Here is a 23710-nt window from a genome sequence, read left to right as displayed (position 1 = left end):
CGGCTCCCGTTAACACTTAATATTTATCGTATTTATCGAACCAAATTTAGTATAGGCCTCAAAATTTGGTGATTCAATAGAAAATTCTTAGCAACCTAATCACTGATATGCAACATAATTTCCCATGCGATTATGCCTGGGAGGCGTCTGCCTGCGCGCGGCTGGCCTGCTCACGGTAGGCAGAAGACTGTATGCGATATCCGATGACGGCCAGCACAGCGGTAAACAGCATCACGCTGGTGGTGGTGAGCAGCGGGGTAACGATCAGCGCGGAAACCACGAGGCTTGCGAGGAAACATAACCCCAGCTGCAGGGTATTTTGCAGCGCCGCCGCGCGGCCGGTGGCCTGCGGGAACGGACGCAACGCCTGCGCCACCACGATAGGATAAATTGCGCCGTTGGCGACGGCCATCACGCAGAAAGGAATCAAAATTTCTGCAAGCCCCACGCCCGGAATGAAACCGACAGCCCAGGTGCCTACCACGCTCAGGGTGTAGAGCGCCAGCAGCCAGGGCAGCATCTGTTGTCCGTCCCATTTCTGCAGGGCCGCACGACAGCCGTAGCCGCCCACCAGGAAGGCGATAGTTTGCGGAACGTAGCTCAGACCGATGGCCGCCGGGCTATAGCCCATATCGTGGAGGATAAAAGGTGAGCCGGTGAGCCAGGCGAAGAAGCTCGCAGAGCAGGCGGCGTAAATCAGGACGTTACCGCGATACGCTTTGGTGCGCAGCAGGGAGATAAAGGTGATGGGCTTCGCATCGGCGTGCGTGGCTTTTTTATGGGCCGGCTTAAGCGCAAAGGCGGGCAGCATCAGCACCAGCGTAATGGCAAACAGCGTGGCGAAAATCGCCTGCCAGTCGAAATGGGCGAGGATCCAGCTGCCCAGCAGCGGAGCAAGGGCCGGCGACAGGCCGACCAGCGGCATGATGGTAGCGAAAATCCGGTTTGTACGCGAGGCCGGGTAGTAGTCGGTCACCAGCGCCTGCCAGGTGACCGCTGCCGCGCATACGCCCACCGCCTGAATAAAGCGCAGCACCAGCAGCCAGGTGGCATCACGTACCCACAGCATCCCCAGACAGCCTACGGCAAAAATCGCCAGGCCGAGTAACAGCACCGGCTTGCGGCCAAAGCGGTCAGAGAGCGGCCCCCACATCAGCTGTGCGATGGCGAAGCCCGCAAGGAATAAGCTCAGGCTGGCGCTGATGGCGGCGGCAGGCGTCTGCAAATCTTCCTGCATCGCGGCGAAAGCAGGGAGGTACATATCGGTTGCCAGAAAGCCAAGCACGCTTAAGCCGCCGAGCCAGACTAAAAATCCGTTCCTGGGTTGCATTGTTTTTTTCTCCTGAGGAGGCAGGTGTTAATTGGCGCAGAGTGTAGGGAGTGCAAAGCGGCTTGTGAAACGCTAATATTTGGTAAGTGCATTCAAATTTTTTGCAGGCAGAAAATGTGGTCTGATTATTCTCTTGAAGTTGTAGACGCCGTGGCGCGTAACGGCAGTTTTACCGGAGCCGCGCAGGAACTGCATCGGGTTCCCTCTGCGGTCAGTTATACCGTGCGCCAGCTGGAGGAGTGGCTGGCGGTGCCGCTGTTTGAGCGTCGGCACCGCGACGTGGTGTTAACGCCTGCGGGGGCGTGGTTTCTCAAGGAGGGACGTTCTGTCATCAAAAAAATGCAGATCACCCGCGAGCAGTGCCAACAGATCGCCAACGGCTGGCGGGGCCATCTCTCCATTGCGGTAGACAACATTGTGAAGCCCGAACGCACACGGCAGATGATCGTGGATTTCTATCGCCATTTCTCGGACGTTGAGCTGCGGGTATCGCAGGAGGTGTTCAACGGCGTCTGGGATGCGCTGGCGGACGGCAGGGTTGAGATGGCTATCGGCGCGACGCAGGCTATTCCCGTTGGGGGACGTTACGCTTTTCGGGATATGGGCATGCTGAGCTGGACCTGCGTGGTCGCCAGCCATCATCCTTTGGCCGCGCTGGAAGGGCCGCTGAGTGACGACACGTTGCGCAACTGGCCGTCGCTGGTGCTGGAAGATACCTCGCGCTCGCTGCCCAAACGCATCACCTGGCTGCTGGACAACCAGCGGCGCGTGGTGGCACCTGACTGGGAGTCGTCTGCCACCTGCCTGACGGCGGGCCTGTGCGTGGCGATGGTGCCCGTCCACTTTGCACGTCCGAGGATCGACAGCGGTGAATGGGTTGCCCTGCAGCTGGAAAACCCGTTCCCGGATGCAGCCTGTTGCCTCACCTGGCAGCAGAACGACGTATCGCCTGCCATGGCCTGGCTGCTGGATTATCTGGGAGACAGCGAAACGCTGAACCGGGAGTGGCTACGGGCGCCAGCGTAGCTGGCCCCGTTAACCATTAGCGACGGTAGTCGCGGAAAGGGCCATCCGCAACGGAACGGCGCTCAACAAGACGCGGGTGGACTTCAATAGACTGCGATTCTTCACGCTTGTTAACGATCCTGTCCATCAGCATGTTGAAAGCGGTTTCGCCCAGCGAATCTTTCGGCTGGTGGATGGTGGTCAGCGCCGGGGTGAAGAAACGGGCGTTACGCACGTTGTCATACCCGATCACGGAAATGTCCTGCGGCACGCGCAGACCCAGTTCATCCGCCGCACAGAGCGCACCCATTGCCATAATATCGCCCCCGCAGAAGACGGCGGTCGGGCGAGGCTGCTGGGAGACGATCTGCTGCATGGCGCGATAGCCCGATTCTGGCTCGAAGTCGCCCTGCACAATCCAGTTTTCCGGCACGGTGATCAGTGCTTCTTCCATCGCTTTCATAAAGCCAGCCAGACGCCCTGCGCCGGTGTTGCGCTCAAGCGGGCCGGGAATAACGCCAATCTCGCGATGCCCGCGTTCTACCAGATAACGACCCGCCATATAGCCGCCTTCAAAAGCGTTATCAATCACGGAGTCGGTGAAATCGGCGCGCGCTTCGCCCCAGTCCATCACCACCATCGGGATGTGACGGTACTCTTCCAGCATGGAAAGCACCGATTCCGGGTATTCTGAACACATCACCAGCAGGCCGTCGACGCGCTTTTGCGCCATCATTGAAAGGTAGGCACGCTGTTTTTCAATGTTGTTCCAGGCGTTGCCCAGAATCAGGGTATAGCCTTTCTGGAAGCAGTTTTTTTCCACCGCTTCGATAATTTCTGCGAAATAGGCCGCTTCGCTACTGGTTGCCAGCAAACCGATCGATTTGGTGTGATTCACTTTGAGGCTACGCGCTACCGCACTCGGGGAGTAGTGCAGCTCTTTGATCGCCGCCCAGACGGCATTGCGCGTCTCTTCAGCAACAAAGCGAGTTTTGTTAATAACATGTGATACGGTTGTAGTGGAAACGTTTGCGCGTTTTGCTACGTCTTTTATTGTTGCCATTAAATGTCACTCCAGACCATATCCTAAGCTCCTGATAATCATGAAGGTAAACGTTTGCCTTCTCTCACCCTTATTACGCAATCTTGAATTGCGACACGCCGGGAAAACGACACAGGACGTCAGGAGGGGGTCAATGGCCGGTACGCTAATAAATTTAGCGTGGAATTTTGTCCTATCTTGATGAAAAGGGGAAGAGCAAAAGTGGATATCAGGTTAAAACCAGGAAGATTTTTGACCTGAACTGTGTAAAAATGAGCAAGCTCACTTTTCGTGGGGTGATTAAAAGGAGAAAAATTGATGAGTTCCGATCTGAAGTTTTCGCTGGTTACCACCGTTATTGTGCTGGCATTGATTGTGGCCGGTGGTTTAACGGCTGCGCTGCACTGATTCACGCGGAGGGAGAGGCGTCTCCCTCCACATCCTCGCCTGATTGTTACCCCTCTGGCAAAAATCTTTTGCCAAAATGTAAACTTCTCATTTTTTGTGATTGATGTCATGCTTTTGGCTTCATTGTTCTGTGTCACGACGCGACACGGCATCCGGAGTTAACGCATGAAAATCAATTTCCCCTTGCTGGCCCTGGCGATTGGCGCTTTTGGGATTGGCACCACTGAATTCTCCCCGATGGGCTTGCTGCCCGTTATCGCGCGGGGCGTAGACGTCTCAATACCGGCGGCTGGTATGCTGATCAGCGCCTATGCGATCGGCGTGATGGTGGGGGCACCCCTGATGACGCTGCTGCTCTCGCACCGCGCGCGTCGCAATGCGCTGATTTTCCTGATGGCGATCTTCACGCTTGGCAATGTGCTCTCCGCAATTTCGCCTGACTACACCACCCTGATGCTGTCGCGTATTCTGACCAGCCTCAACCACGGTGCTTTCTTCGGGCTGGGATCAGTCGTTGCCGCCAGCGTGGTTCCCAAACACAAGCAGGCCAGCGCGGTCGCCACCATGTTTATGGGCCTGACGATCGCCAATATTGGCGGCGTACCGGCGGCGACCTGGCTCGGTGAAGTCATCGGCTGGCGCATGTCGTTCCTCGCCACCGCCGCACTTGGGGTTGTGGCGATGGCCGCACTGTTCTTCTCCCTGCCGAAGGGCAGCGCCGGAGAACGCCCTGATGTACGCAAAGAGCTGTCGGTGCTGGTGCGCCCTCAGGTTCTTTCCGCGCTATTGACCACCGTGCTGGGCGCCGGGGCGATGTTTACCCTCTATACCTATATTTCACCGGTGCTGCATGAGATCACTCACGCTACGCCGATCTTTATTACCGCGATGCTGGTGCTGATTGGCGTGGGCTTCTCGATTGGCAATTACCTTGGCGGGAAGCTGGCAGACCGTTCCGTTACCGGCACGCTGAAAGGCTTTTTAACCCTGCTGATTGTGATTATGGTGGCCATCCCGTGGCTTGCGCGCACTGAAGTGGGGGCGGCGATTGCGATGGTGGTCTGGGGGGCGGCGACCTTTGCCGTGGTACCGCCACTGCAAATGCGCGTGATGCGTGTTGCTCATGAGGCGCCGGGGCTCTCATCTTCCGTCAATATCGGGGCGTTCAACCTGGGGAATGCGCTGGGCGCTGCGGCGGGCGGTGCGGTGATCTCGGGTGGTCTGGGTTACGGCTTTGTACCCGTGATGGGGGCGATTGTGGCCGCGCTTGGCCTGCTGCTTGTACTGATGTCCGGGCGAAAACAGCCTGAAGCGGCCTGCGCTGCAAAATAGAATAAACGCAGAAGGGCGAACCCTTCTGCGTGTCTCTTACCCGGCGAAGTTCTTCGCCACGAATTCCCAGTTAACCAGCGCCCAGAAGTGCTCCAGATAGTTAGGGCGCGCGTTACGGTAGTCGATGTAGTAGGCGTGTTCCCACACGTCCACCGTCATCAGCGGCGTGGCGCTGGTGGTCAGCGGTGTACCAGCGTTAGACGTCGACACGATAGCCAGCTTGCCGTTGGCCTCTTTCACCAGCCATGTCCAGCCGGAACCAAAGTTTTTCACCGCAGCGTCGGTAAATTTCGCTTTAAAGTCCGCGAAGCTGCCAAACGCCGCGTTGATCGCCTCGGCCAGTTCACCAACAGGTTCTCCGCCCGCATTTGGTGCCAGGCAGTGCCAGTAGAAGGTGTGGTTCCACACCTGAGCGGCATTGTTGAACACGCCACCCTCTGAGCTACGCACGATCTCTTCCAGCGTTTTGCCTTCAAACTCGGTGCCTTTGATCAGGTTGTTGAGGTTGGTGACGTAGGTCTGGTGGTGTTTGCCGTAATGGTACTCCAGGGTTTCCGCAGAAATGTGCGGTGCCAGGGCGTCTTTTGCATACGGTAGTGCAGGTAATTCGAACGACATTGCTTCTCTCCTTATTGTTTTATACGTTGCCAATAACCCTACAGACAACAAGGATAGAGTAGCAGATTAAAAGGGTATGCAAAAGAGGAGCTTACCCTGCTACGACGGTAGCAGGGCAGGGGCTAGCGGACGGTTTTCGGCGTCATGACCCGGCGCGCGCCAACGTAGTGGCGTACCCAGTAATCTTCGCTGAGAGAGGTGATCTGGATATCCTGGCCGCTACGCGGAGACTGAATGAATTTTCCATTGCCGACGTACACGCCAACGTGATCAGCCGTGCCGCGGCCCTGGGTGCGGAAGAACACCAGGTCGCCGTTCTGGAGTTCGCCACGGTTTACCGGAGCCGCATCGCGCAGGTGGTACATTTCATTCGCGGTGCGGGGAATACGAAACTTCACCAGATCCTTATACGCGTAATAGACCAGGCCGCTGCAGTCGAAACCGGTACGCGGAGAGGAACCTCCCCAGTGATAGGGTTTACCAATTTGCCCCATCAGTTTATTCATCGCCGTCTTTTGCGCTTTTTGCATGCGCACCTTATGCACTTCCGCGAGTTTGGTGGCTTTGGTGCACGTCGATTTATGCCCCTTGCGCACCGTGCATTTTTCGCTCACGAGCCTGGCAGCTGTCTGGGTAGTTTTACGCGTGTGGGTGCGGGAGGTTTTGGTTTTCGATTTGGTCTTGCTGGAGGCGGTTTGTTTGGTCTGAGCGGTGGTTTTTTTCTTAACGGTCTTGCCGGGAGTTTTTTTCTTACGTTCTGTGGTTTTCGCCAGATGCGTTTTTTGTACAGCAGAATGCCGCGCCTGTTCAGAGGCGTTCGCCGCTGGCGTGAATGAGAGTGATGTAAACAGTAAAGCACAGAGCGTGATCGAGATTTTATTTATCCGCGCCACTGGGCAGTCCCCTGATAATTGCAGGCCATCAATAATGCCCGCGTGTGATTTACAAAGCCCGTCGATTCTAATCTATAAAAACCCGGGAAGTTAATAGCATTTTTCACTCTAAAAACGTGTTTCGTTAGCAAGTGCAAAAAAATTCATCGTTCTGTAGCCCTATTGTTCACTCCCTAAGCAAAACCTTAGCGGGAGAAGGGGTAAGCACCATTTTCAATGCAACTTATAGCCACACACGTTAAAATATATAAACGTGACTAAAATGTTATTTTCCGATGTCTGTCTGAACCGCTACAATGTCAGACAATTGCCGTAACAGAAGTTAAAGGAAGCAAAACATGAGCACCACTATTGAAAAAATCCAGCGCCAGATCGCTGAAAACCCGATTCTCCTGTACATGAAAGGTTCTCCGAAGCTGCCTAGCTGCGGTTTCTCCGCGCAAGCGGTTCAGGCGCTGTCTGCCTGTGGTGAGCGTTTTGCTTACGTTGATATCCTGCAAAACCCTGACATCCGTGCTGAACTGCCAAAATACGCAAACTGGCCGACCTTCCCACAGCTGTGGATTGATGGCGAGCTGGTTGGCGGCTGCGACATCCTGATCGAAATGTATCAGCGTGGCGAACTGCAGCAGCTGATCAAAGAGACTGCGGAGAAGTACAAAACCGAAGAGCCGGGCGCAGAATAATCTTGCTGCCCCTGTAAAAAAGCGACCTTTCGGTCGCTTTTTTTATGCGTCGTTCTCGCCCATCGGCAGCGGCCAGCCGCCTAACCGCTTCCAGCGGTTCACGATTTCGCAGAACAATTCGGCTGTGCGCTCGGTATCATAGAGCGCGGAGTGCGCCTGCGTGCCGTCAAATTCGATTCCTGCGGTGATGCAGGCTTTTGACAACACCGTCTGACCGAGCGCCAGACCGCTCAGCGCCGCTGTGTCAAAGGTTACGAAAGGGTGGAAAGGGTTGCGCTTAAGTGAGGCGCGCTCGGCGGCAGCCATCGTAAAACTGTGGTCGAAGGTGGCGTTGTGCGCCACCATAATGGCGCGGCTACAGTCGTTATCTTTCATGCCTTTACGCACCATTTTAAAAATGGCGTGAAGCGCGTCGTACTCGCTCACCGCGCCGCGCAGCGGGTTTTTCGGATCTATGCCGTTAAACGCCAGCGCCTCGGGCTGCAGATTCGCCCCTTCGAAGGGTTCAACGTGGAAATGCAGCGTGGTGTCCGGTGTAAGCCAGCCCTGTTCATCCATTTTCAGCGTTATGGCGGCAATCTCAAGCAGCGCATCGGTTTTAGCGTTAAATCCGGCTGTTTCTACATCAATGACAACGGGATAAAAACCACGAAAACGGTCGCACAGACCGGTAAATTGAGCGTTATCGGACATCAGGGTCTCTTACATGGGGAAAAAAGCAGTGCGCATTATGGCAAATTTTGGCAGGGGATGCAGTAAAACAACAGGGCGCAAATGCGCCCTGGGGGATCAGTTGCCCAGACCGCGACCGGCGTCTTTGGCTTCAATCAGTTCGATTTTGTAACCGTCCGGATCTTCAACGAAGGCAATCACGGTTGTGCCGCCTTTAACCGGGCCCGCTTCACGCGTGACGTTGCCGCCGTTGCTGCGGATGCGTTCACAGGCTTCGGCTGCGTTATCCACTTCCAGCGCGATATGGCCGTAGGCATTGCCCAGGTCATAGCTCTCCACGCCCCAGTTATAGGTCAGTTCGATAACCGCTTCATCGGATTCCGGGCCATAGCCCACGAAGGCCAGCGAGTATTTGTATTCCGGGTTTTCGCTGGTGCGCAGCAGTTTCATGCCCAGTACGTTAGTGTAGAAATCGATAGAACGTTGCAGGTCGCCAACGCGCAGCATGGTGTGAAGTAGGCGCATAATTTCCTCATTAACCAATGGAAAGGATTATCTTTTTTAACAGAAACGATGTTTTAGTATAGCGGCGATATGTCGCCGCTATCAATGCACAATGACGGGATTAGAGCGTAGGGTAGTCGGTGTAGCCTTCCGCGCCGCCGCCGTAGAAGCTTTCCGGACGCTGAGGGTTAAGCTCTGCTTTATGTTTAAGACGTGCGACCAGGTCCGGGTTAGCGATGAAATCGCGACCAAACGCAACGGCATCGATCAGACCTTTGTTGATCAAGTCTTCTGCTTTCTCAGGCGTGTACGCGCCCGCACCGATGATCACCCCGTGGAAACGATCGCGCACTTTCTGACGGAACGCTTCGGTGTATGGCTGACCGCCAGCCCAGTCTGGCTCGGACATGTGCAGGTAGGCAATGCCGCGTTTGGCCAGTTCTTCAATCAAATACAGCGCGTCTGCTTCTTCATTCGGGCCGTTGTCCACATTCTGGAACGTACCGATCGGGGAGACGCGGATACCGATACGGTCAGCGCTCCACTCTTTACACACTGCGTCCACCACTTCCAGTACCAGACGCGCGCGGTTCTCAACGCTGCCGCCGTATTGGTCGGTACGGTGGTTAGAAGATGGGGAGAGGAACTGGTGCAGCAGGTAGCCATGGGCCGAGTGCAGTTCAACCATGTCGAAACCGGCTTCACGCGCATTCGCGACCGCCTGACGGAAATCATTGACGATACCCGGGATCTCGTCCAGCTCCAGCGCACGCGGCATGGACGTATCAACGCGAATGGCGTTGCCGTTTTCATCGCGCAGGGAGGTGCGGGTATTGGCGCTCAGGGCCGAGGCGGAAACCGGTGCCTGGCCGCCAGGCTGGATGCTGCTGTGTGAGATACGCCCGGTGTGCCACAGCTGCACCGCGATGCGGCCATCGTCAGCGTGCACGCCAGCGGTGATTTTCTTCCACGCGGCAATCTGCTCCGGGCTGTGCAGGCCTGGTGCGCCCGCGTAGCCTTTCGCCTGAGCGGAAATCTGGGTTGCTTCGGAGATGATCAGGCCAGAGCTTGCGCGCTGACGATAGTATTCACCCATCAGTGGAGTTGGAATATCACCCGGCTCAATGCTGCGCAGACGGGTAAGCGGGGCCATGAATACGCGGTTTGGTGCAGTAACAGCACCCACTTTCAGTGGGGTAAATAATTTTTCATCGGACATAAAGACTCCTGAGTAGACCAGTCGACTAGTAACAAGGTAAATAAAAAACGCCTGCTAAACGCCAGGCGCTGTAATCGTGCATTTCACATGTGCCAGGGCGCTTTCAAGCGGTGCGGCACTGCGAGAAATTTTGGCCTGAAGATTGGCACCTAACCACAGAGCATAAAGAACCTGCGCCTGGGTTAACGGCTCTCCGGAGAAGGCCAGCGTTTTTTCGTCGCGACCTTTCTCCAGCGCCTGTGCAAGCAGGGCGATAACACCCGTGGCGCCTTTATCCATGGCTGCGCGCATATCTTCGGAAAGATCGCACACCTCGGCAGAAAGTTTTACCGTCAGGCAACCGCTGATAATGCCCTGCTGACAGAACTGGGTCAGCGTTTCCTGATAGTAGTTCAGCACACGATCCCGATAGTTGCCTTCACCCTGGGCAAAATGGGTGGCGAGGCGCTGATGATAGCTGGCATAGTGCCGCTCAAGCATCGCCACGCCGAAGGCTTCTTTGGATCGAAAATAGTGATAAAACGATCCCTTCGGCACTTCGGCGGTTTTTAACAGTTCGCTCAGCCCCATTCCGGTAAACCCGCGATGCATGCAAAGACGCTCGCCGGTAGCCAGTAGATGTTCGCGCGTATCGTGTTCAGTGTGTCTGCTCATCGCTGCACTGTATTAGACCATTCGGTCTAATGCAAGCCGATTTCGTGTCTGCATGCGTTGACAATATCCAGCTGCTGCTGATAAACCGTTGATTTCACGTCCATCATCCCCAGCACCGTTGAGAACAAGTTGTCCTGTGACACCGCATTTTTTGCTGCATAATCACGTAAGCACTGCTCATCAACGCCAAAGTTTTTCGCATAGTCCGGGGAGAGCCAGAACACGAACGGAATGTGCGTCTGCTGTTCCGGCGCCAGCATGTACGGCGTGCCGTGCAGATAAATTCCGCTTTCGCCCAGCGATTCACCGTGATCAGACAGGTAGATCAGCGCCGTATTCATGCTGCTCTGGCGCGCTTTCAGCGCGTCGATGGTTTTACTGACCACGCTGTCGGTGTACAGAATCGTGTTGTCGTAGGTGTTAATCAGTGACTGATGATCGCAGTCCTGAATTTCATTGGTATCACAGGTCGGGGTGAATTTCCGGAAACTGCTGGGATAGCGGTTGTAATAGGCCGGACCGTGGCTGCCCATCAGGTGTATGACCAGAACGCTGTCCTGTTTCAGCCCGTCCAGCACGTTATCAAGACGGTAGAGGTTGACGTCGTCGATGCAGGACTGGTCTTTACAGAATGTATCCAGCTTCCACTGCGTCATGTCCGTGTGCGGCACCCGATCGCAGGCGCCTTTACAACCGCCGTCATTATCACGCCACAGCAGGTTGATGCCCGCATGGCGGAGCACGTCGAGCAGGCCTTCCTGGTGATGGGCCAGATCGGCATCATAATTTTTTCGGGTCATACCGGAGAACATGCAGGGAACCGACACCGCGGTCTCGGTACCGCAGGACGAGGCCTGGGGGAAGGAAATCACCTTTCGCTTTTCCAGTTCCGGGGTCGTTTCGCGACCATAGCCATTTAGCGAGTAGTTCGCCGCGCGTGAGGCTTCACCGACGACCACGACCAGAACCGTTTTCTTCTGTTGGCCGGAAATCAGCACCCCTTTATGGGCATCCTCCCCGATGCGCACCAGCGTTTGATTGCCTGCAAACCAGCGGGTTTTGCTGTATTTGATAACCGCGCTGACGTAGTTCGCCGGGGTGACCATTTTCACAATGCTTTTGTTATTACGAAATAACGAGGCGTAGTCCTTATAAAACACAGAGGCGATCAGTACGATCACCAGCAGCGCGCCCAGCATGGCCGCGACCCGCATGAGCAGGGCGTACCACCATTTCCCCGCGCGGATCGTCGTCAGAGCCAGCACCACCGACGGCACCACCCCTGCAATGACAATCCACAACACGATCTGCGGCGTCAGCAGCGCGGTGGCTTCCTGGGAATTGGTTTCGAATACGTTGACGATCATGTTCTGGTCGATAACCGCACCGTAGGTATACATAAAGTAGGTGGCGGCGGCGCATCCCATGGTCAGGATGATCATCAGCGGCTTGCGGATAAACGGGATATTCAGCAGGCTGAAGACAATGACCCAGCCGCAAAACAGCACCAGCGGAACAGACGCTGCGAACAGCATGTCGTGCAGATGAGCAGGGGCAATAATCTGCCAGCTGCGGTGAATGAACAACGCGTTTAGCGCGGTGAAGAAGAGAGCACAACCGAGCGTGAACTTCATGTCGTTACAGTGTAACTTTTTGGCAAACCACATCATTAACAAACCATTCTTTATTGTGATTTGTTGAGTATAAGGCGGGAAGATTAGTGAAACCTTAATGCCACATTTCTGTGGTAAAGCCCTTGCAGACGCCGTGTTTAGCGTCTTCACTGTAGGTGATAAACGGTTTGCGGAGGTGTGTGTGGCAGAGCAGCTGGAGTTTTTCCCCGTCCAGAGCCCTTGCCGGGGGATTTGCCAGTCGGATGAACGCGGATTTTGTCGCGGCTGTATGCGTACCCGCGATGAACGGTTCAACTGGCAACATTTAAGCGATCCGCAAAAGCAGGAGGTGCTTCGCCTGTGCCGGCAGCGTCTCCTGCGCAAATTACGCGCAAACAAAGCGGTTGAAAGCGAAGAACCCCAGCAACCTTCACTGTTTTAGCAAGGTAATTGCGTATACTGATGACATAACTTCTCTGAGGAAATTGTTATGGTTCAGCGTATTACTCTTGCCCCGCAGGGCCCGGAATTTTCCCGCTTTGTGATGGGTTACTGGCGTTTGATGGACTGGAATATGTCCGCTCCCCAGCTGGCGAGCTTTATTGAAGAACACCTCGATCTTGGCATCACCACCGTCGACCATGCTGATATTTATGGCGGCTATGCGTGTGAAGCGGCCTTTGGCGAGGCGCTGAAACGTGTGCCTGCGCTGCGTGCCAGAATGGAGATCGTGACGAAATGCGGTATCGCCACCACGGCAAAACCTGAACATGCCCTCGGCCATTACATCACCGACAGCGCACACATCGTTAAGAGCGCCGAGCAGTCGCTGGTGAATCTGGCCACAGACCATATCGACCTGCTGTTAATTCACCGCCCCGATCCGCTGATGGATGCCGATGAGGTGGCTGAAGCGTTCCTCAATCTTCATCAGAGCGGCAAAGTGCGCCACTTCGGCGTCTCGAACTTCACGCCAGCCCAGTTCGCACTGTTGCAGTCGCGACTGCCGTTCACGCTGGCGACTAATCAGGTTGAGATTTCACCGGTTCACCAGCCGCTGCTGCTGGATGGCACGCTCGACCAGCTGCAGCAGTTGCGCATTCGTCCTATGGCGTGGTCTTGCCTCGGCGGCGGACGGCTGTTCAATGATGAAGCCTTCCAGCCGCTGCGTGATGAGCTGGAAACCGTTGCCCGTGAACTCAACGCTGAGAGCATTGAGCAGGCCGTGTATGCGTGGATCCTGCGTCTGCCGTCAAAACCGCTGCCGATTATTGGTTCCGGCAAGATTGAACGCGTGCGCGCCGCGCTGGGCGCTGAAGAACTGCAGATGACCCGCCAGCAGTGGTTCCGTATTCGCAAGGCGGCGCTCGGTTACGACGTTCCGTGATCGGGTAACGCGGTGACTTTCCGGTGATTACTCAGCTCCTGGTTTAAACTTAAGGAGCAAAAAATAATCAACGGAGGTTACATGAAACGTTTTGCTCTGGCATTAGTGGCACTGGCTGTTTGCGCAGGCGCGCAGGCAGCCAGCGATGAAGTAGAAATGAATCTCGTCACCTCTCAGGGGGTTGGACAGTCCATCGGGACGGTGACCATCACCGAATCGGACAAAGGACTGGAGTTTGCCCCCAATCTCAAAGCGCTTCCTCCCGGTGAACATGGCTTCCATGTTCATGCCAATGGTAGTTGTCAGCCCGCGATAAAAGAGGGTAAAGCGTCGGCGGCAGAAGCGGCGGGCGGCCACCTCGATCCTGAGCACACCGGTAAACATGAAGGCCCGGAAGGAATGGGGCACTTAGGGGACCTGCCGGTGCTGGTCGTGAATAACGATGGCAAAGCCACGGACCCCGTAACAGCGCCACGGCTGAAAAAGCTGGACGAGGTAAAAGGTAAGTCGCTGATGATCCACGTTGGTGGCGATAACATGTCCGATCAACCTAAACCGCTCGGCGGCGGGGGAGCACGCTACGCCTGCGGGGTGATCTGATCGCCAATTGTACCCGGCGGCGGCGCTTGTTCGAGCTGCGACAGCGAACAGTGCAGCCGCCAGATTATCGACGCTAAATCCCGCGCCGCAGGCAAATGATGGCGCGCCAGGGTATCGCAAATGCGCTGCAGTTCGGCGAGCGTGACGCTAAGCGACCGCTGCTGAACGCCACGCTCGCTCATGACATCCCGCAGCAGAGAGATACAGACATCCCGAACCTGCGACAGCGGATCGGAACGCGTCTCCCAGGCACGCAGCTGCCAGACCACATGCGAACAGTTCAGCAATACCACGCCCCAGCGAAGCAGCCAGCGGCGCGCAAGGGAGTCCTGACTGTTATTGAGCTGGCTGACGTGGTGATACACCAGCGACTCATACTCGCTCTCGCGCAGATGCGGTCTGCGGCTGAGCTGATCGACGAATCCCCTGCGTAATTCCCGAATATGACGGCGGCTTTTACGGGCATCGGACCCGGGACGCAGCACGGCGAACGCTAACCACGCCAGCCCCACGCCTAAAATTTTGGCCAGATTGTCATTGAGGAAGTCAGCGTAATCATAGACCGGTGGATTTGTGACCGAGATAAATGACCCCATAAAGACGATCAGCTGTCCCCACAGGCCCGCCAGCTTCGGCATTTGCAGTTTCAGCAACTGCATGGTGATTAATAGCGGAAAGAGAAACAGCAGAAACTGCCAGAGATCGCTTATCTGCACCATCAACCCAAACTTGACGACAAAACTGAATAAGGACAGCAGCACCAGCGTGCGAAGCAGCAGCGTCAGCGAGTTGAACGGCGAGGCGACAACGGAATAGAGCACGCAGCTGATGGCGGCCAGGGTGAGGGCGGCGCTGCCGGATTCCCATTGGGTGGTGATGCTCCATGCGCCAACCAGCGTCAGCGCACAGAAGGTGCGAAACCCGCTCCACAAGGCTTCCATATAGTCGGTATGGCGCGCCAGCGCCGGGCTGCCCGGTACGGCGAATTCTGTTATCGGCGTGGCATTCTCAATCGCCCGGATCCAGCGGCTGCTGCGCAGATAGAGCCGGCAAAAATAGTTCAGGCGCTGCCAGAAGGCCCGGTGGCGATAGTCATATTCATCCGTTGGGGCGAGCGGGGCGATAATTCGCGCCACGGTATAGATATCCGCATCCGGTCGGGCGAGGGTGGCGAGCAGCGTATCGATAACCTCTCGGGTATGGACAGGCGAGTCGGGCCAGTTCAGCAGCATCCTGCGCAGGCTGGAGATGGCGCTGGTCATCCGCAACTGCTGATGCAGAAGATAGTTCAGGAGCGTGTTCTGGCGGCGAAAGCGGTAATGGCTCCAGAACGCCTGAATGCGCAGCAGATTCATGGTCAGGATCTGCCCGATGACCTTTTCATGTGCCAGGCGAATATCATCGTTGGTGTCAGGCTGCCACAGCAGACTGGCGTGTTCCAGCAGGCGCGCATGCATCGTCTTCAGGGCGGTGATAAGCGCGGTACCGTCTGAGGTACTGGGCAGGATCATCATCATCACCCCGCCACACAAGATCCCAACGATAACTTCACAGACGCGCGCCTGGGCGATATCCCACAGCTCGGTGGTGTCCAGCACGTTGACGACCGGGAAGGCGATGATAGCCGCCGTATAGCCCGCGAGCTGGAAAGCGTAGGCGACGTTGTTGGTGAAGTGCGCGCAGGCCCAGGTGCAATACCCAAGCCATCCGGCCATGCTCAGTAAAAAGAGCCACGGATCGTTCAGGGTATGTCCGGCGATAATCAGTGCGGCCGTAGCCCCGAGTAAACTCCCCGCGACGCGGCCCAGACTTTTGCTGATCACGCCGCCGACGGTCGGGAAGCTGACCACTGCCGCCGAGGTCATTGCCCAGTAGGGTTGATCCAGATTGAGATAATACGCAACGGTAAGCGCCAGACACATCGCAATGCCGTTGCGCAAGGCGTAGCGCCACTGCGGGCGCGTCGCTTTGATCCACGGCGTATTGCGCCAGGAGAACGCCTGCAGGTTCATCAGTGTGACCCGATTGAGACGGTGCAGGTGGTACCGGATACCAGCGTGATGCCTTGCGGAAGGGTATCGAACTCCACCCGGACCGGCACGCGCTGCGCTAGGCGCACCCAGGGCACGTTAGGTTTGATGTCCGGCACCAGGCCAGAATCGGCCTCGACGCTCTGATCGTAAATGGCACGGCCGATACTGGAGACGTGACCCTGTAACGTCTGCGAGCCGCTGTAGAGCGTTATGGTCGCTGGCGCGCCGGTCTGAATATGACGCAGCTTGGTTTCCTCGAAGTAGCCGACTACGTAAAACGAGTGGCTGTCGACTAACGCAAAGACAGGCTGTCCGGTGGTGGCATAATCGCCCACGCGGGTGGAGAGGTTTGTTATCCAGCCGTCGACGGGCGCTTTTACCACGGTCTGGGTAAGTTGCCACTGCGCCTGTTTCAGCGTGGCCTGTGCCACCTCAACGCTTGCCTGCATTGCCTTTACGTTGAGGTTGGCGGTGTCCAGATCCTCCGCCGAAATATAGTTCTGGGACAGATGGCGACGACGGTTGGCTTCATTATTGGCTTTCGCCAGATCGGACTGGGCTTTAGCAAGTTGCGCCTGCGCATTGAGGACCGCAATGTGGAAAGGCGTCTCATCAATGCGGAACAACACATCACCCTGTTTAACGAACTGATTATCCTTCACCATCAGCGCGGTGATCGTGCCCGATACCTGGGGGGTAATACTGACCTGTTCCGCACGGACCTTGCCGTCCCGCGTCCAGGGCGATTGCATGTAGTAGTTCCACATCCACCAACCCGCGATGAGTGCCAGCGCCAGAACCAAAAGAGTGGAAAAGTATTTAAGCGTTTTCAGGGACATATTCACCACACAACCAATACGGCAAGGCCAAGACACACGGAGAGGGCAAAGAGGGAGAGATCCATCAGCATCGGATGCCAGATTTCGCCGGAGTACATCCAGTCACGCAGCACGCGGTGTGCCACAAGCCAGATCAAAAAGCCCAGCAGGACAGCTTTAAACAGCGGCGGAAAATAGACGGATGCTCCGACAACCAGGTCCTGGAGGGGTAATCCCGCGGAGCTTAACGAGAACGTCACGAGCAGAGATCCTTTGCAGTGAGGAGAATGCCACGATGGCCTGTTTTTACATGACGACGCATGAATATTCAGTGTAAATCATACTGACAACATCGGCTGTATGCAGTATTGCATTTGTTTTGGCAATACAAATGCTGCACACTATTCTAAAATCAGTATAATAACTTAGCAAGCTAATTATAAGGAGATGAAATTGGAATCGCCATTAGGTTCTGATCTGGCAAGGTTGGTACGCGTCTGGCGTGCTCTGATTGACCATCGCCTGAAACCTCTGGAATTGACACAGACGCATTGGGTTACGCTGCATAACATCCATCAGCTTCCGCCCGACCAGTCACAAATTCAACTGGCAAAGGCGATCGGCATTGAGCAGCCTTCGCTGGTACGTACGCTCGATCAGCTGGAGGAGAAGGGACTGATATCCCGGCAGACCTGCGCCAGCGACCGACGCGCTAAGCGTATTAAACTGACTGAAAAAGCCGCGCCAATCATCACCGAGATGGAGGCCGTCATCAGCAAGACGCGAGGGGAGATCCTGTCCGGGATTTCACCTGAAGAACTGGAGATGCTCATCGGGCTTGTTGCTCGCCTCGAGCAAAACATCCACGAACTGCAGTCGCGCGACTGATCCTGCAAAAAGGCCTTGCTGATGCAAGGCCTTTTTTTCACGAGTAAACCACCACCCGGTTGCGACCCGTCTCTTTCGCTTCATACATCGCCTTATCGGCGCACTCCACGCACGTTTCCGCCGTCGTTTCGGCTGACGTCGCCGTAAAGACACCCATGCTGATGGTAATGGGTTCAGGCAGTTGTTCCTCGCTGCTGTTTCTATCGAAACTGCTGAGCTTCTCGCGGATCCGCTCCGCCACCTGGCGAGCCGTGTCCGGCGGGGTATTCGCCAGCATCAGAACGAACTCTTCGCCCCCGATACGCGCAGCAATGTCATCCGGGCGCACCGAGTCCATCAGCAGCCTGGCGACAAATTTTAATACCTTATCGCCCTGAAGGTGCCCGTAGCAGTCGTTGATACGCTTGAAGCGATCGAGATCGCTTACGACAACGGAAACCGGCTGGGTACGGCTCGCGCTGCGCAGCGAATGGTTGAGTGCGTCGTAAAAGTAACTGCGGTTGTACAGACGCGTAAGAGGGTCACGTATGGAGTTTTGATAAGATTGCTGATACTTCAAATGTGATTCACGATAGAGGTTAAATACATCATAAAGCAGAACAAATATAATCAACAGCGTGGCAATGGTCTCAAATAAACGCGCACGATACCAGGAAATATCTTCAGCCTGCCCGGCTAACAGCATCATCAAAAGCGTCCCGAAATAACACAACGATAAGAAATTACCGCTGACCCAAAACATATTACGTATCCGGGTAATAATCATCAGCGTGACAAACGTCGCGACCCACAGCACGATTAAGATAATGTTAATCACCCGGTTCCATATAGCCATAAAATGTCGGGTTTCATTATCGATCAGGTCCAGAGAGAAAAACGACGAATGGCTGGAGTAGAACCAGGCGAGGGTGATTATCACCGCGGTAAAAAGAAGCATGCCAAAAAAAAGAAAAATATGCGTCATGCGGGAAAGGGGAACATCACGCACGACATACAGCAGGGCAGATACAATAAACAACACCGCCATCAGGATATGGCGAAACATGTAATAGATCATCGCATCGTTATAGTTGATGGTACTGAACTGATAGAGGTTCAGCCACGCCGGAAAGCTGGTGAGCGTCCCAACCATCAGCAACGCAGAGCCGGTAAAGGCAAGCGCGATAGCGACAAGATACAACCGCCGTTTGTCACACCAGTATTTCATCACCATAAAGCAGGCGATAACCGAATGAAAGACCAGCAAAAAAATGGTCAGCGTGGGGAATAACAAAGGTGAAAAAGAGGGGACGTGTTTAACGAGTTGCAAAAACAGGAAATGTAATATCCCTATAACAAAAAAGCTCCCCAAAAAGAAAGGAATGTATCTATTTTTTACATATCGACCAATCGCAAGCATAATAATCTTAACAAAAAAATGAATAAAGGCGGCGAGTTTAGCGATGATATGCGCAAATTACTTTGCGCAGGAGCAATATATTATGGGAAGTAATTATGAATAAGATGAATATGTTTTTGCAATTAAAACGGATGACAGATATTCATGTGAGATAAAGGATACGGCCTGTAGACCGTATCCTTTATTAAATTAACGTGGAGAAACGGTCACCTGGCTGCCGTTGCTGGCAATCACGACGCGCTGGCCTGCAGAAAAGCGGGTGCTGCCTTGCTTCTGCACAACCATGATGGTGTTACCGTCATCTTTACGGATTTCCAGTTCAACACCCTGGGTTTTGTTCATGGCACCCTGAACGCCCTGGCCTGCTACGCCACCGGCAACAGCACCCGCCGCGGTGGCCAGTGAACGACCTGTCCCGCCACCGATGGTGTTACCCAGGAAACCACCCAGAACGGCACCGCCGATTGCACCGACGACATTGCTGTCATCACCACCCTGGATCTGTACAGGACGTGCATTGACAATCGTACCGTAGGTGACGTTCTGCACCTGTTTAGCTTCAGACGCGCTATAAACGTCGCCAGAGAGTGAACTGTCATTCACACAACCAGCCAGTGTTAAACCAATCAGCGAAACGCCCAGTACACGTAAAATCATTTGAATCTCCTGTTCACCAACAACGCCCGGTTCGGGCATCCGTAATGGCTAAATTATATGGCATAAGAGGCCAACGTTCATAACTTTGTATGCACAATAAGAAAAGTGTACTTGAAATTGGCTTAACGAGACATAAACAAAAATCTCTGTGGTACGTGTCTGACATTGTTAAAAAATATTATCGCCGCATAGAAAAGCCCCCCGGATTGTGGTTGAGTATTTATCCTAAGACCACGCAACCTAAGGAAAGCGCATGAAATCGGGTCGATACATAGGCGTGATGTCAGGCACCAGTCTTGATGGTGTTGATGTCGTTCTGGCCGCGATAGATGAAAACATGGTGGCCCAGCAGGCAAGCCTGACCTGGCCGATCCCCGTCTCGCTGAAAGAGGACATCCTGAACATCTGTCAGGGCCAGCAACTGACGTTGTCACAGCTTGGGCAACTGGATGTCCGCCTGGGATCGCTGTTCGCGGATGCTGTTCTGGCGCTTATGCACAAGGAAAACCTGCAGCCGCAGGATATCGTGGCGATTGGCTGCCACGGTCAGACGGTGTGGCATGAACCGACCGGCGACGCGCCGCATACCCTGCAAATTGGCGATAACAACCAGATCGTAGCGAAAACCGGCGTCACGGTTGTGGGCGATTTTCGTCGACGGGATATTGCCCTTGGCGGGCAGGGCGCGCCGCTGGTTCCGGCTTTCCATCAGGCGCTGCTGGCACACCCCAGCGAACGACGGATGGTGCTCAACATTGGCGGGATCGCCAACCTGTCGATGCTGATCCCGGGCCAGCCGGTGCGCGGGTACGATACGGGGCCGGGCAATATGCTAATGGATGCTTGGATCTGGCGTCAGTGCGGCAAACCCTACGACAAGGACGCGCAGTGGGCGAGCGAAGGTAAAGTTGTCCTGCCGCTCCTGCAATCCATGTTAAGCGATCCCTATTTTTCGCTTCCTGCGCCTAAAAGCACCGGCCGTGAATATTTCAACTATGGCTGGCTGGAGTGCCAGCTGGCGCCGTTCCCGGCGCTGTCCGCGCAGGACGTCCAGACCACGCTGGTGGAGTTGACCGCTGTCTCGATATCTGAACAGGTCATGCTCAGCGGCGGATGCGAGCGACTGCTGGTGTGCGGCGGTGGCAGCCGTAACCCGCTGGTGATGGCACGTCTCGCCGGGTTGTTGCCAGGCACCGAAGTCTCGACCACGGATGAGGCCGGGATCAGCGGGGATGATATGGAAGCACTGGCCTTCGCCTGGCTTGCGTGGCGTACCGTTGCCGGCCTGCCGGGCAATTTACCGTCCGTCACCGGCGCGCGTGAAGCCAGCGTGCTGGGGGCGATTTACCCCGCAAATCCTCGTCATAATCAGAGTTAACTGAATTTCAGTGCCGCGGCCAGCCGTTAGAATATGACGAAAAGCCGGAGGGTGATAACGCCCTCCGGGATCAGAAAAGTCGACGGAACACGCCATGAAAAAACTTCTTCTTATTACTCTGCCTTTTTTACTTGCAGGATGCAGTGCCTATAACCAGTTCGTTGAACGCATGCAGACCGATACGCTGGAGTATCGCTGTGATGAAAAACCGCTCACCGTGAAGCTGAACAACCCGCGTCAGGAAGCGAGCTTTGTTTATGACAATAAACTCCTGACCCTCAAGCAGGGCATGTCGGCCTCTGGCGCTCGCTATACCGACGGGATCTATGTCTTCTGGTCGAAAGGTGACAGCGCCACGGTCTATAAACGCGACCGTATCGTGCTGAACAATTGCCAGTTAGAAAATCCGAAGCGTTGAGATTTTCACAGGGGCGGCGCACAATAGCGCCACCCTAAGTCTATTTCAGCTAACGCCATGTCAGATAACGACGAACTGCAGCAAATTGCGCACCTGCGCCGTGAATACACCAAAGGCGGTCTTCGCCGCCAGGATCTTCCCGCTGAACCGCTGGCGCTTTTTGAGCGCTGGCTGAAACAGGCCTGCGAGGCTAAGCTCGCTGACCCCACGGCCATGGTTGTTGCCACGGTTGATGAAAACGGCCAGCCTTACCAGCGCATCGTGTTACTCAAGCATTATGATGAAAAAGGGCTGGTGTTCTATACCAATCTTGGCAGCCGCAAGGCGCACCATCTCGAACGCAATCCCCGTATTAGCCTGTTGTTCCCCTGGCACATGCTGGAGCGTCAGGTGATGGTCACCGGTAAAGTCGAACGCCTCTCGACGCTGGAGGTGGTGAAGTATTTCCACAGCCGTCCGCGCGACAGCCAGATTGGCGCGTGGGTCTCTAAGCAGTCCAGCCGCATTTCGGCGCGCGGCGTGCTTGAAAGCAAATTCCTCGAGTTAAAACAGAAATTCCAGCAGGGCGAAGTGCCGTTACCGAGCTTCTGGGGCGGGTTCCGCATCCCCATCGAACAGATGGAATTCTGGCAGGGGGGCGAGCATCGCCTGCACGACCGCTTTTTATACCAGCGCGAGAGCAACGGCTGGAAAATTGACAGACTGGCACCCTAAACCCCGAAATTTGTTGTTTTAAGCGCTAGCGCAACGTGCGCCAGCGCTTTATTCTATGTTCCTTTCGCACCAGGCGAAAAGTCGTGTACCGGCAAAGGTGCAGTCGTTTATACATGGAGAATTTGATGGCAAGCAGTAACTTGATTAAACAATTGCAAGAGCGGGGCCTCGTGGCCCAGGTGACGGACGAAGAAGCGTTAGCAGAGCGACTGGCGCAAGGCCCGATCGCGCTCTATTGCGGCTTCGATCCCACCGCTGACAGCTTGCATTTGGGGCATCTTGTTCCCTTGTTATGCCTGAAACGCTTCCAGATGGCGGGCCACAAGCCGGTCGCACTGGTGGGCGGCGCGACCGGTCTGATTGGCGACCCAAGCTTTAAAGCCGCTGAGCGTAAACTGAACACTGAAGACACGGTGCAGGAGTGGGTGGATAAAATCCGCAAACAGGTAGCCCCTTTCCTCGACTTCAACTGTGGTGACAACGCCGCCATTGCCGCGAATAACTTTGACTGGTTTGGCGGCATGAACGTGCTGACCTTCCTGCGCGACATCGGCAAACACTTCTCTGTTAACCAGATGATAAACAAAGAAGCGGTGAAGCAGCGTCTGAATCGTGACGATCAGGGCATCTCCTTTACCGAGTTTTCCTACAACCTGCTGCAGGGCTATGACTTTGCCTGCCTGAACAAACTGCACGGCGTGGCATTGCAAATTGGCGGTTCCGACCAGTGGGGGAACATCACCTCCGGTATCGATTTGACCCGTCGTCTGCATCAGAATCAGGTCTTTGGCCTGACCGTACCGCTGATCACTAAAGCCGACGGCACCAAATTTGGTAAAACCGAAGGCGGCGCGGTATGGCTCGATCCGAAGAAAACCAGCCCGTACAAGTTCTATCAGTTCTGGATCAACACCGCCGACGCCGACGTGTATCGTTTCCTGAAATTCTTCACCTTCATGGACATTGAGGCAATCAATGCGCTTGAAGAAGAAGACAAAAACAGCGGTAAAGCGCCACGCGCGCAGTACGTGCTGGCGGACGAAGTGACCAAACTGGTTCATGGCGAAGAAGGTCTGGCGGCCGCAAAACGCATTACGGCAAGCCTGTTCAACGGCACCCTGAGCGATTTAAGCGAAGCGGACTTCGAACAGCTGGCGCAGGATGGCGTGCCGATGGTTGAGATGGAAAAAGGTGCAGACCTGATGCAGGCGCTGGTGGATTCCGAGCTACAGCCGTCCCGCGGCCAGGCACGTAAAACCATCGCCTCTAACGCCATCACCATTAACGGCGAAAAACAGGCCGACCCGGAATACACCTTCGTTGAAGGGGACCGTCTGTATGGCCGCTACACGCTGCTGCGTCGCGGTAAGAAAAACTACTGTCTGGTGTGCTGGAAGTAATTAAAAAATGTCGCCAGGGGCGTGGGAAACCACGCCCCTTTT

26 protein-coding genes are annotated in these 23710 nt (G+C 55.2%); 12 read left to right on the top strand and 14 right to left on the bottom strand.

The window, feature by feature from the left end; translation table 11 throughout:
• Nucleotides 1–130 precede the first annotated feature (130 nt).
• Nucleotides 131–1330 carry a purine nucleoside transporter PunC gene (gene punC / locus ACWKX3_RS06445; RefSeq protein WP_088207417.1) on the bottom strand — a complete coding sequence of 400 codons (1200 nt, stop codon included), beginning with the start codon at nucleotides 1328–1330 and terminating at the stop codon, nucleotides 131–133.
• Between the two features lie 114 nt (nucleotides 1331–1444).
• On the opposite strand from punC, the gene punR reads away from it, so the two are divergent.
• Entirely contained in the window at nucleotides 1445–2356 is a 912-nt protein-coding gene (gene punR, locus ACWKX3_RS06440; protein WP_006174929.1) for a DNA-binding transcriptional activator PunR, read from the top strand.
• 16 nt (nucleotides 2357–2372) lie between these two features.
• On the opposite strand, the gene purR is transcribed toward punR, so the two are convergent.
• Nucleotides 2373–3398, bottom strand: a complete 1026-nt coding sequence (purR, locus tag ACWKX3_RS06435; RefSeq protein ID WP_006174930.1) for an HTH-type transcriptional repressor PurR — start codon at nucleotides 3396–3398, stop codon at nucleotides 2373–2375.
• Nucleotides 3399–3695: 297 nt separating this feature from the next.
• Here purR and cydH point away from each other — a divergent pair, with 297 nt between their 5' ends.
• Entirely contained in the window at nucleotides 3696–3785 is a 90-nt protein-coding gene (cydH, locus tag ACWKX3_RS06430; RefSeq protein ID WP_042319665.1) for a cytochrome bd-I oxidase subunit CydH, read from the top strand.
• Between the two features lie 165 nt (nucleotides 3786–3950).
• Nucleotides 3951–5117, top strand: a complete 1167-nt coding sequence (locus ACWKX3_RS06425; RefSeq protein WP_006174932.1) for an MFS transporter — start codon at nucleotides 3951–3953, stop codon at nucleotides 5115–5117.
• Nucleotides 5118–5153: 36 nt separating this feature from the next.
• Here the strand turns inward: ACWKX3_RS06425 and sodB are convergent, their stop codons facing one another.
• Nucleotides 5154–5735: a superoxide dismutase [Fe] gene (gene sodB, locus ACWKX3_RS06420; RefSeq protein WP_006174933.1), complete on the bottom strand. Its 582-nt coding sequence runs from the start codon at nucleotides 5733–5735 to the stop codon at nucleotides 5154–5156.
• Nucleotides 5736–5857: 122 nt separating this feature from the next.
• Nucleotides 5858–6628: a C40 family peptidase gene (locus ACWKX3_RS06415; protein WP_006174934.1), complete on the bottom strand. Its 771-nt coding sequence runs from the start codon at nucleotides 6626–6628 to the stop codon at nucleotides 5858–5860.
• Nucleotides 6629–6966: 338 nt separating this feature from the next.
• Here ACWKX3_RS06415 and grxD point away from each other — a divergent pair, with 338 nt between their 5' ends.
• A complete protein-coding gene (gene grxD / locus ACWKX3_RS06410; RefSeq protein ID WP_313829695.1) occupies nucleotides 6967–7314 on the top strand; it encodes a monothiol glutaredoxin 4 in 348 nt (115 codons plus the stop codon).
• Between the two features lie 42 nt (nucleotides 7315–7356).
• Here the strand turns inward: grxD and rnt are convergent, their stop codons facing one another.
• The 5 genes from rnt to eptA all read right to left on the bottom strand — a co-directional run bounded on the left by rnt (nucleotide 7357) and on the right by eptA (nucleotide 12030).
• Complete coding sequence (rnt, locus tag ACWKX3_RS06405; RefSeq protein WP_006174936.1) at nucleotides 7357–8007, bottom strand: ribonuclease T; 651 nt, start codon at nucleotides 8005–8007, stop codon at nucleotides 7357–7359.
• Between the two features lie 96 nt (nucleotides 8008–8103).
• Entirely contained in the window at nucleotides 8104–8511 is a 408-nt protein-coding gene (gene gloA / locus ACWKX3_RS06400; RefSeq protein ID WP_006174937.1) for a lactoylglutathione lyase, read from the bottom strand.
• A 100-nt stretch (nucleotides 8512–8611) separates the two neighbouring features.
• Nucleotides 8612–9709 (bottom strand): alkene reductase, encoded by a 1098-nt coding sequence (gene nemA, locus ACWKX3_RS06395; RefSeq protein ID WP_006174938.1) that lies wholly within the window; start codon nucleotides 9707–9709, stop codon nucleotides 8612–8614.
• Between the two features lie 54 nt (nucleotides 9710–9763).
• Complete coding sequence (locus ACWKX3_RS06390; protein WP_006174939.1) at nucleotides 9764–10363, bottom strand: TetR/AcrR family transcriptional regulator; 600 nt, start codon at nucleotides 10361–10363, stop codon at nucleotides 9764–9766.
• 26 nt (nucleotides 10364–10389) lie between these two features.
• Nucleotides 10390–12030 carry a phosphoethanolamine transferase EptA gene (gene eptA, locus ACWKX3_RS06385; protein ID WP_454541688.1) on the bottom strand — a complete coding sequence of 547 codons (1641 nt, stop codon included), beginning with the start codon at nucleotides 12028–12030 and terminating at the stop codon, nucleotides 10390–10392.
• A 148-nt stretch (nucleotides 12031–12178) separates the two neighbouring features.
• On the opposite strand from eptA, the gene ACWKX3_RS06380 reads away from it, so the two are divergent.
• The 3 genes from ACWKX3_RS06380 (at nucleotide 12179) to sodC (ending at nucleotide 13963) form a co-directional block, all read left to right on the top strand.
• Nucleotides 12179–12418 carry a DUF1289 domain-containing protein gene (locus ACWKX3_RS06380; protein WP_006174941.1) on the top strand — a complete coding sequence of 80 codons (240 nt, stop codon included), beginning with the start codon at nucleotides 12179–12181 and terminating at the stop codon, nucleotides 12416–12418.
• A 48-nt stretch (nucleotides 12419–12466) separates the two neighbouring features.
• The gene (locus ACWKX3_RS06375) at nucleotides 12467–13363 is read left to right on the top strand and encodes an aldo/keto reductase (RefSeq protein WP_454541476.1); all 897 of its coding nucleotides are present in this window, start codon (nucleotides 12467–12469) and stop codon (nucleotides 13361–13363) included.
• Nucleotides 13364–13444: 81 nt separating this feature from the next.
• Complete coding sequence (gene sodC / locus ACWKX3_RS06370; RefSeq protein ID WP_102891009.1) at nucleotides 13445–13963, top strand: superoxide dismutase [Cu-Zn] SodC; 519 nt, start codon at nucleotides 13445–13447, stop codon at nucleotides 13961–13963.
• Here the strand turns inward: sodC and ACWKX3_RS06365 are convergent.
• The 3 genes from ACWKX3_RS06365 to ACWKX3_RS06355 are packed head-to-tail and all read right to left on the bottom strand — an operon-like array spanning nucleotide 13942 to nucleotide 17074.
• A complete protein-coding gene (locus tag ACWKX3_RS06365; protein ID WP_454541475.1) occupies nucleotides 13942–15975 on the bottom strand; it encodes an FUSC family protein in 2034 nt (677 codons plus the stop codon). The genes sodC and ACWKX3_RS06365 overlap by 22 nt on opposite strands.
• Nucleotides 15975–16835: an efflux RND transporter periplasmic adaptor subunit gene (locus ACWKX3_RS06360; RefSeq protein ID WP_236347069.1), complete on the bottom strand. Its 861-nt coding sequence runs from the start codon at nucleotides 16833–16835 to the stop codon at nucleotides 15975–15977. The genes ACWKX3_RS06365 and ACWKX3_RS06360 overlap by 1 nt, the downstream gene beginning before the upstream one ends.
• A gap of 2 nt (nucleotides 16836–16837) precedes the next feature.
• A complete protein-coding gene (locus tag ACWKX3_RS06355) occupies nucleotides 16838–17074 on the bottom strand; it encodes a DUF1656 domain-containing protein (RefSeq protein WP_006174946.1) in 237 nt (78 codons plus the stop codon).
• A gap of 187 nt (nucleotides 17075–17261) precedes the next feature.
• Between ACWKX3_RS06355 and slyA the strand changes: the two genes are divergently transcribed.
• Nucleotides 17262–17702, top strand: coding sequence for a transcriptional regulator SlyA (slyA, locus tag ACWKX3_RS06350; protein ID WP_006174947.1), 441 nt, complete (start codon nucleotides 17262–17264; stop codon nucleotides 17700–17702).
• A 37-nt stretch (nucleotides 17703–17739) separates the two neighbouring features.
• On the opposite strand, the gene ACWKX3_RS06345 is transcribed toward slyA, so the two are convergent.
• Nucleotides 17740–19101 (bottom strand): MASE4 domain-containing protein, encoded by a 1362-nt coding sequence (locus ACWKX3_RS06345; protein ID WP_454541474.1) that lies wholly within the window; start codon nucleotides 19099–19101, stop codon nucleotides 17740–17742.
• 189 nt (nucleotides 19102–19290) lie between these two features.
• The gene (slyB, locus tag ACWKX3_RS06340) at nucleotides 19291–19758 is read right to left on the bottom strand and encodes an outer membrane lipoprotein SlyB (RefSeq protein ID WP_042319672.1); all 468 of its coding nucleotides are present in this window, start codon (nucleotides 19756–19758) and stop codon (nucleotides 19291–19293) included.
• A 253-nt stretch (nucleotides 19759–20011) separates the two neighbouring features.
• Here slyB and anmK point away from each other — a divergent pair, with 253 nt between their 5' ends.
• From anmK to tyrS, 4 genes are all read left to right on the top strand, one after another.
• The gene (gene anmK, locus ACWKX3_RS06335; protein ID WP_454541473.1) at nucleotides 20012–21136 is read left to right on the top strand and encodes an anhydro-N-acetylmuramic acid kinase; all 1125 of its coding nucleotides are present in this window, start codon (nucleotides 20012–20014) and stop codon (nucleotides 21134–21136) included.
• Nucleotides 21137–21230: 94 nt separating this feature from the next.
• Complete coding sequence (gene mliC / locus ACWKX3_RS06330; RefSeq protein WP_236347060.1) at nucleotides 21231–21554, top strand: C-type lysozyme inhibitor; 324 nt, start codon at nucleotides 21231–21233, stop codon at nucleotides 21552–21554.
• Nucleotides 21555–21611: 57 nt separating this feature from the next.
• Entirely contained in the window at nucleotides 21612–22268 is a 657-nt protein-coding gene (pdxH, locus tag ACWKX3_RS06325; RefSeq protein WP_006174952.1) for a pyridoxamine 5'-phosphate oxidase, read from the top strand.
• Nucleotides 22269–22393: 125 nt separating this feature from the next.
• On the top strand, nucleotides 22394–23668 hold the full coding sequence (gene tyrS, locus ACWKX3_RS06320; protein WP_454541472.1) for a tyrosine--tRNA ligase: 1275 nt from the start codon (nucleotides 22394–22396) through the stop codon (nucleotides 23666–23668).
• Nucleotides 23669–23710: the final 42 nt, after the last annotated feature.

This window comes from Enterobacter sp. UPMP2052 (genome assembly GCF_053709675.1).
The sequence above is the reverse complement of the archived record's forward strand: the minus strand, read 5'-3'. Positions and strand labels throughout refer to the sequence as shown.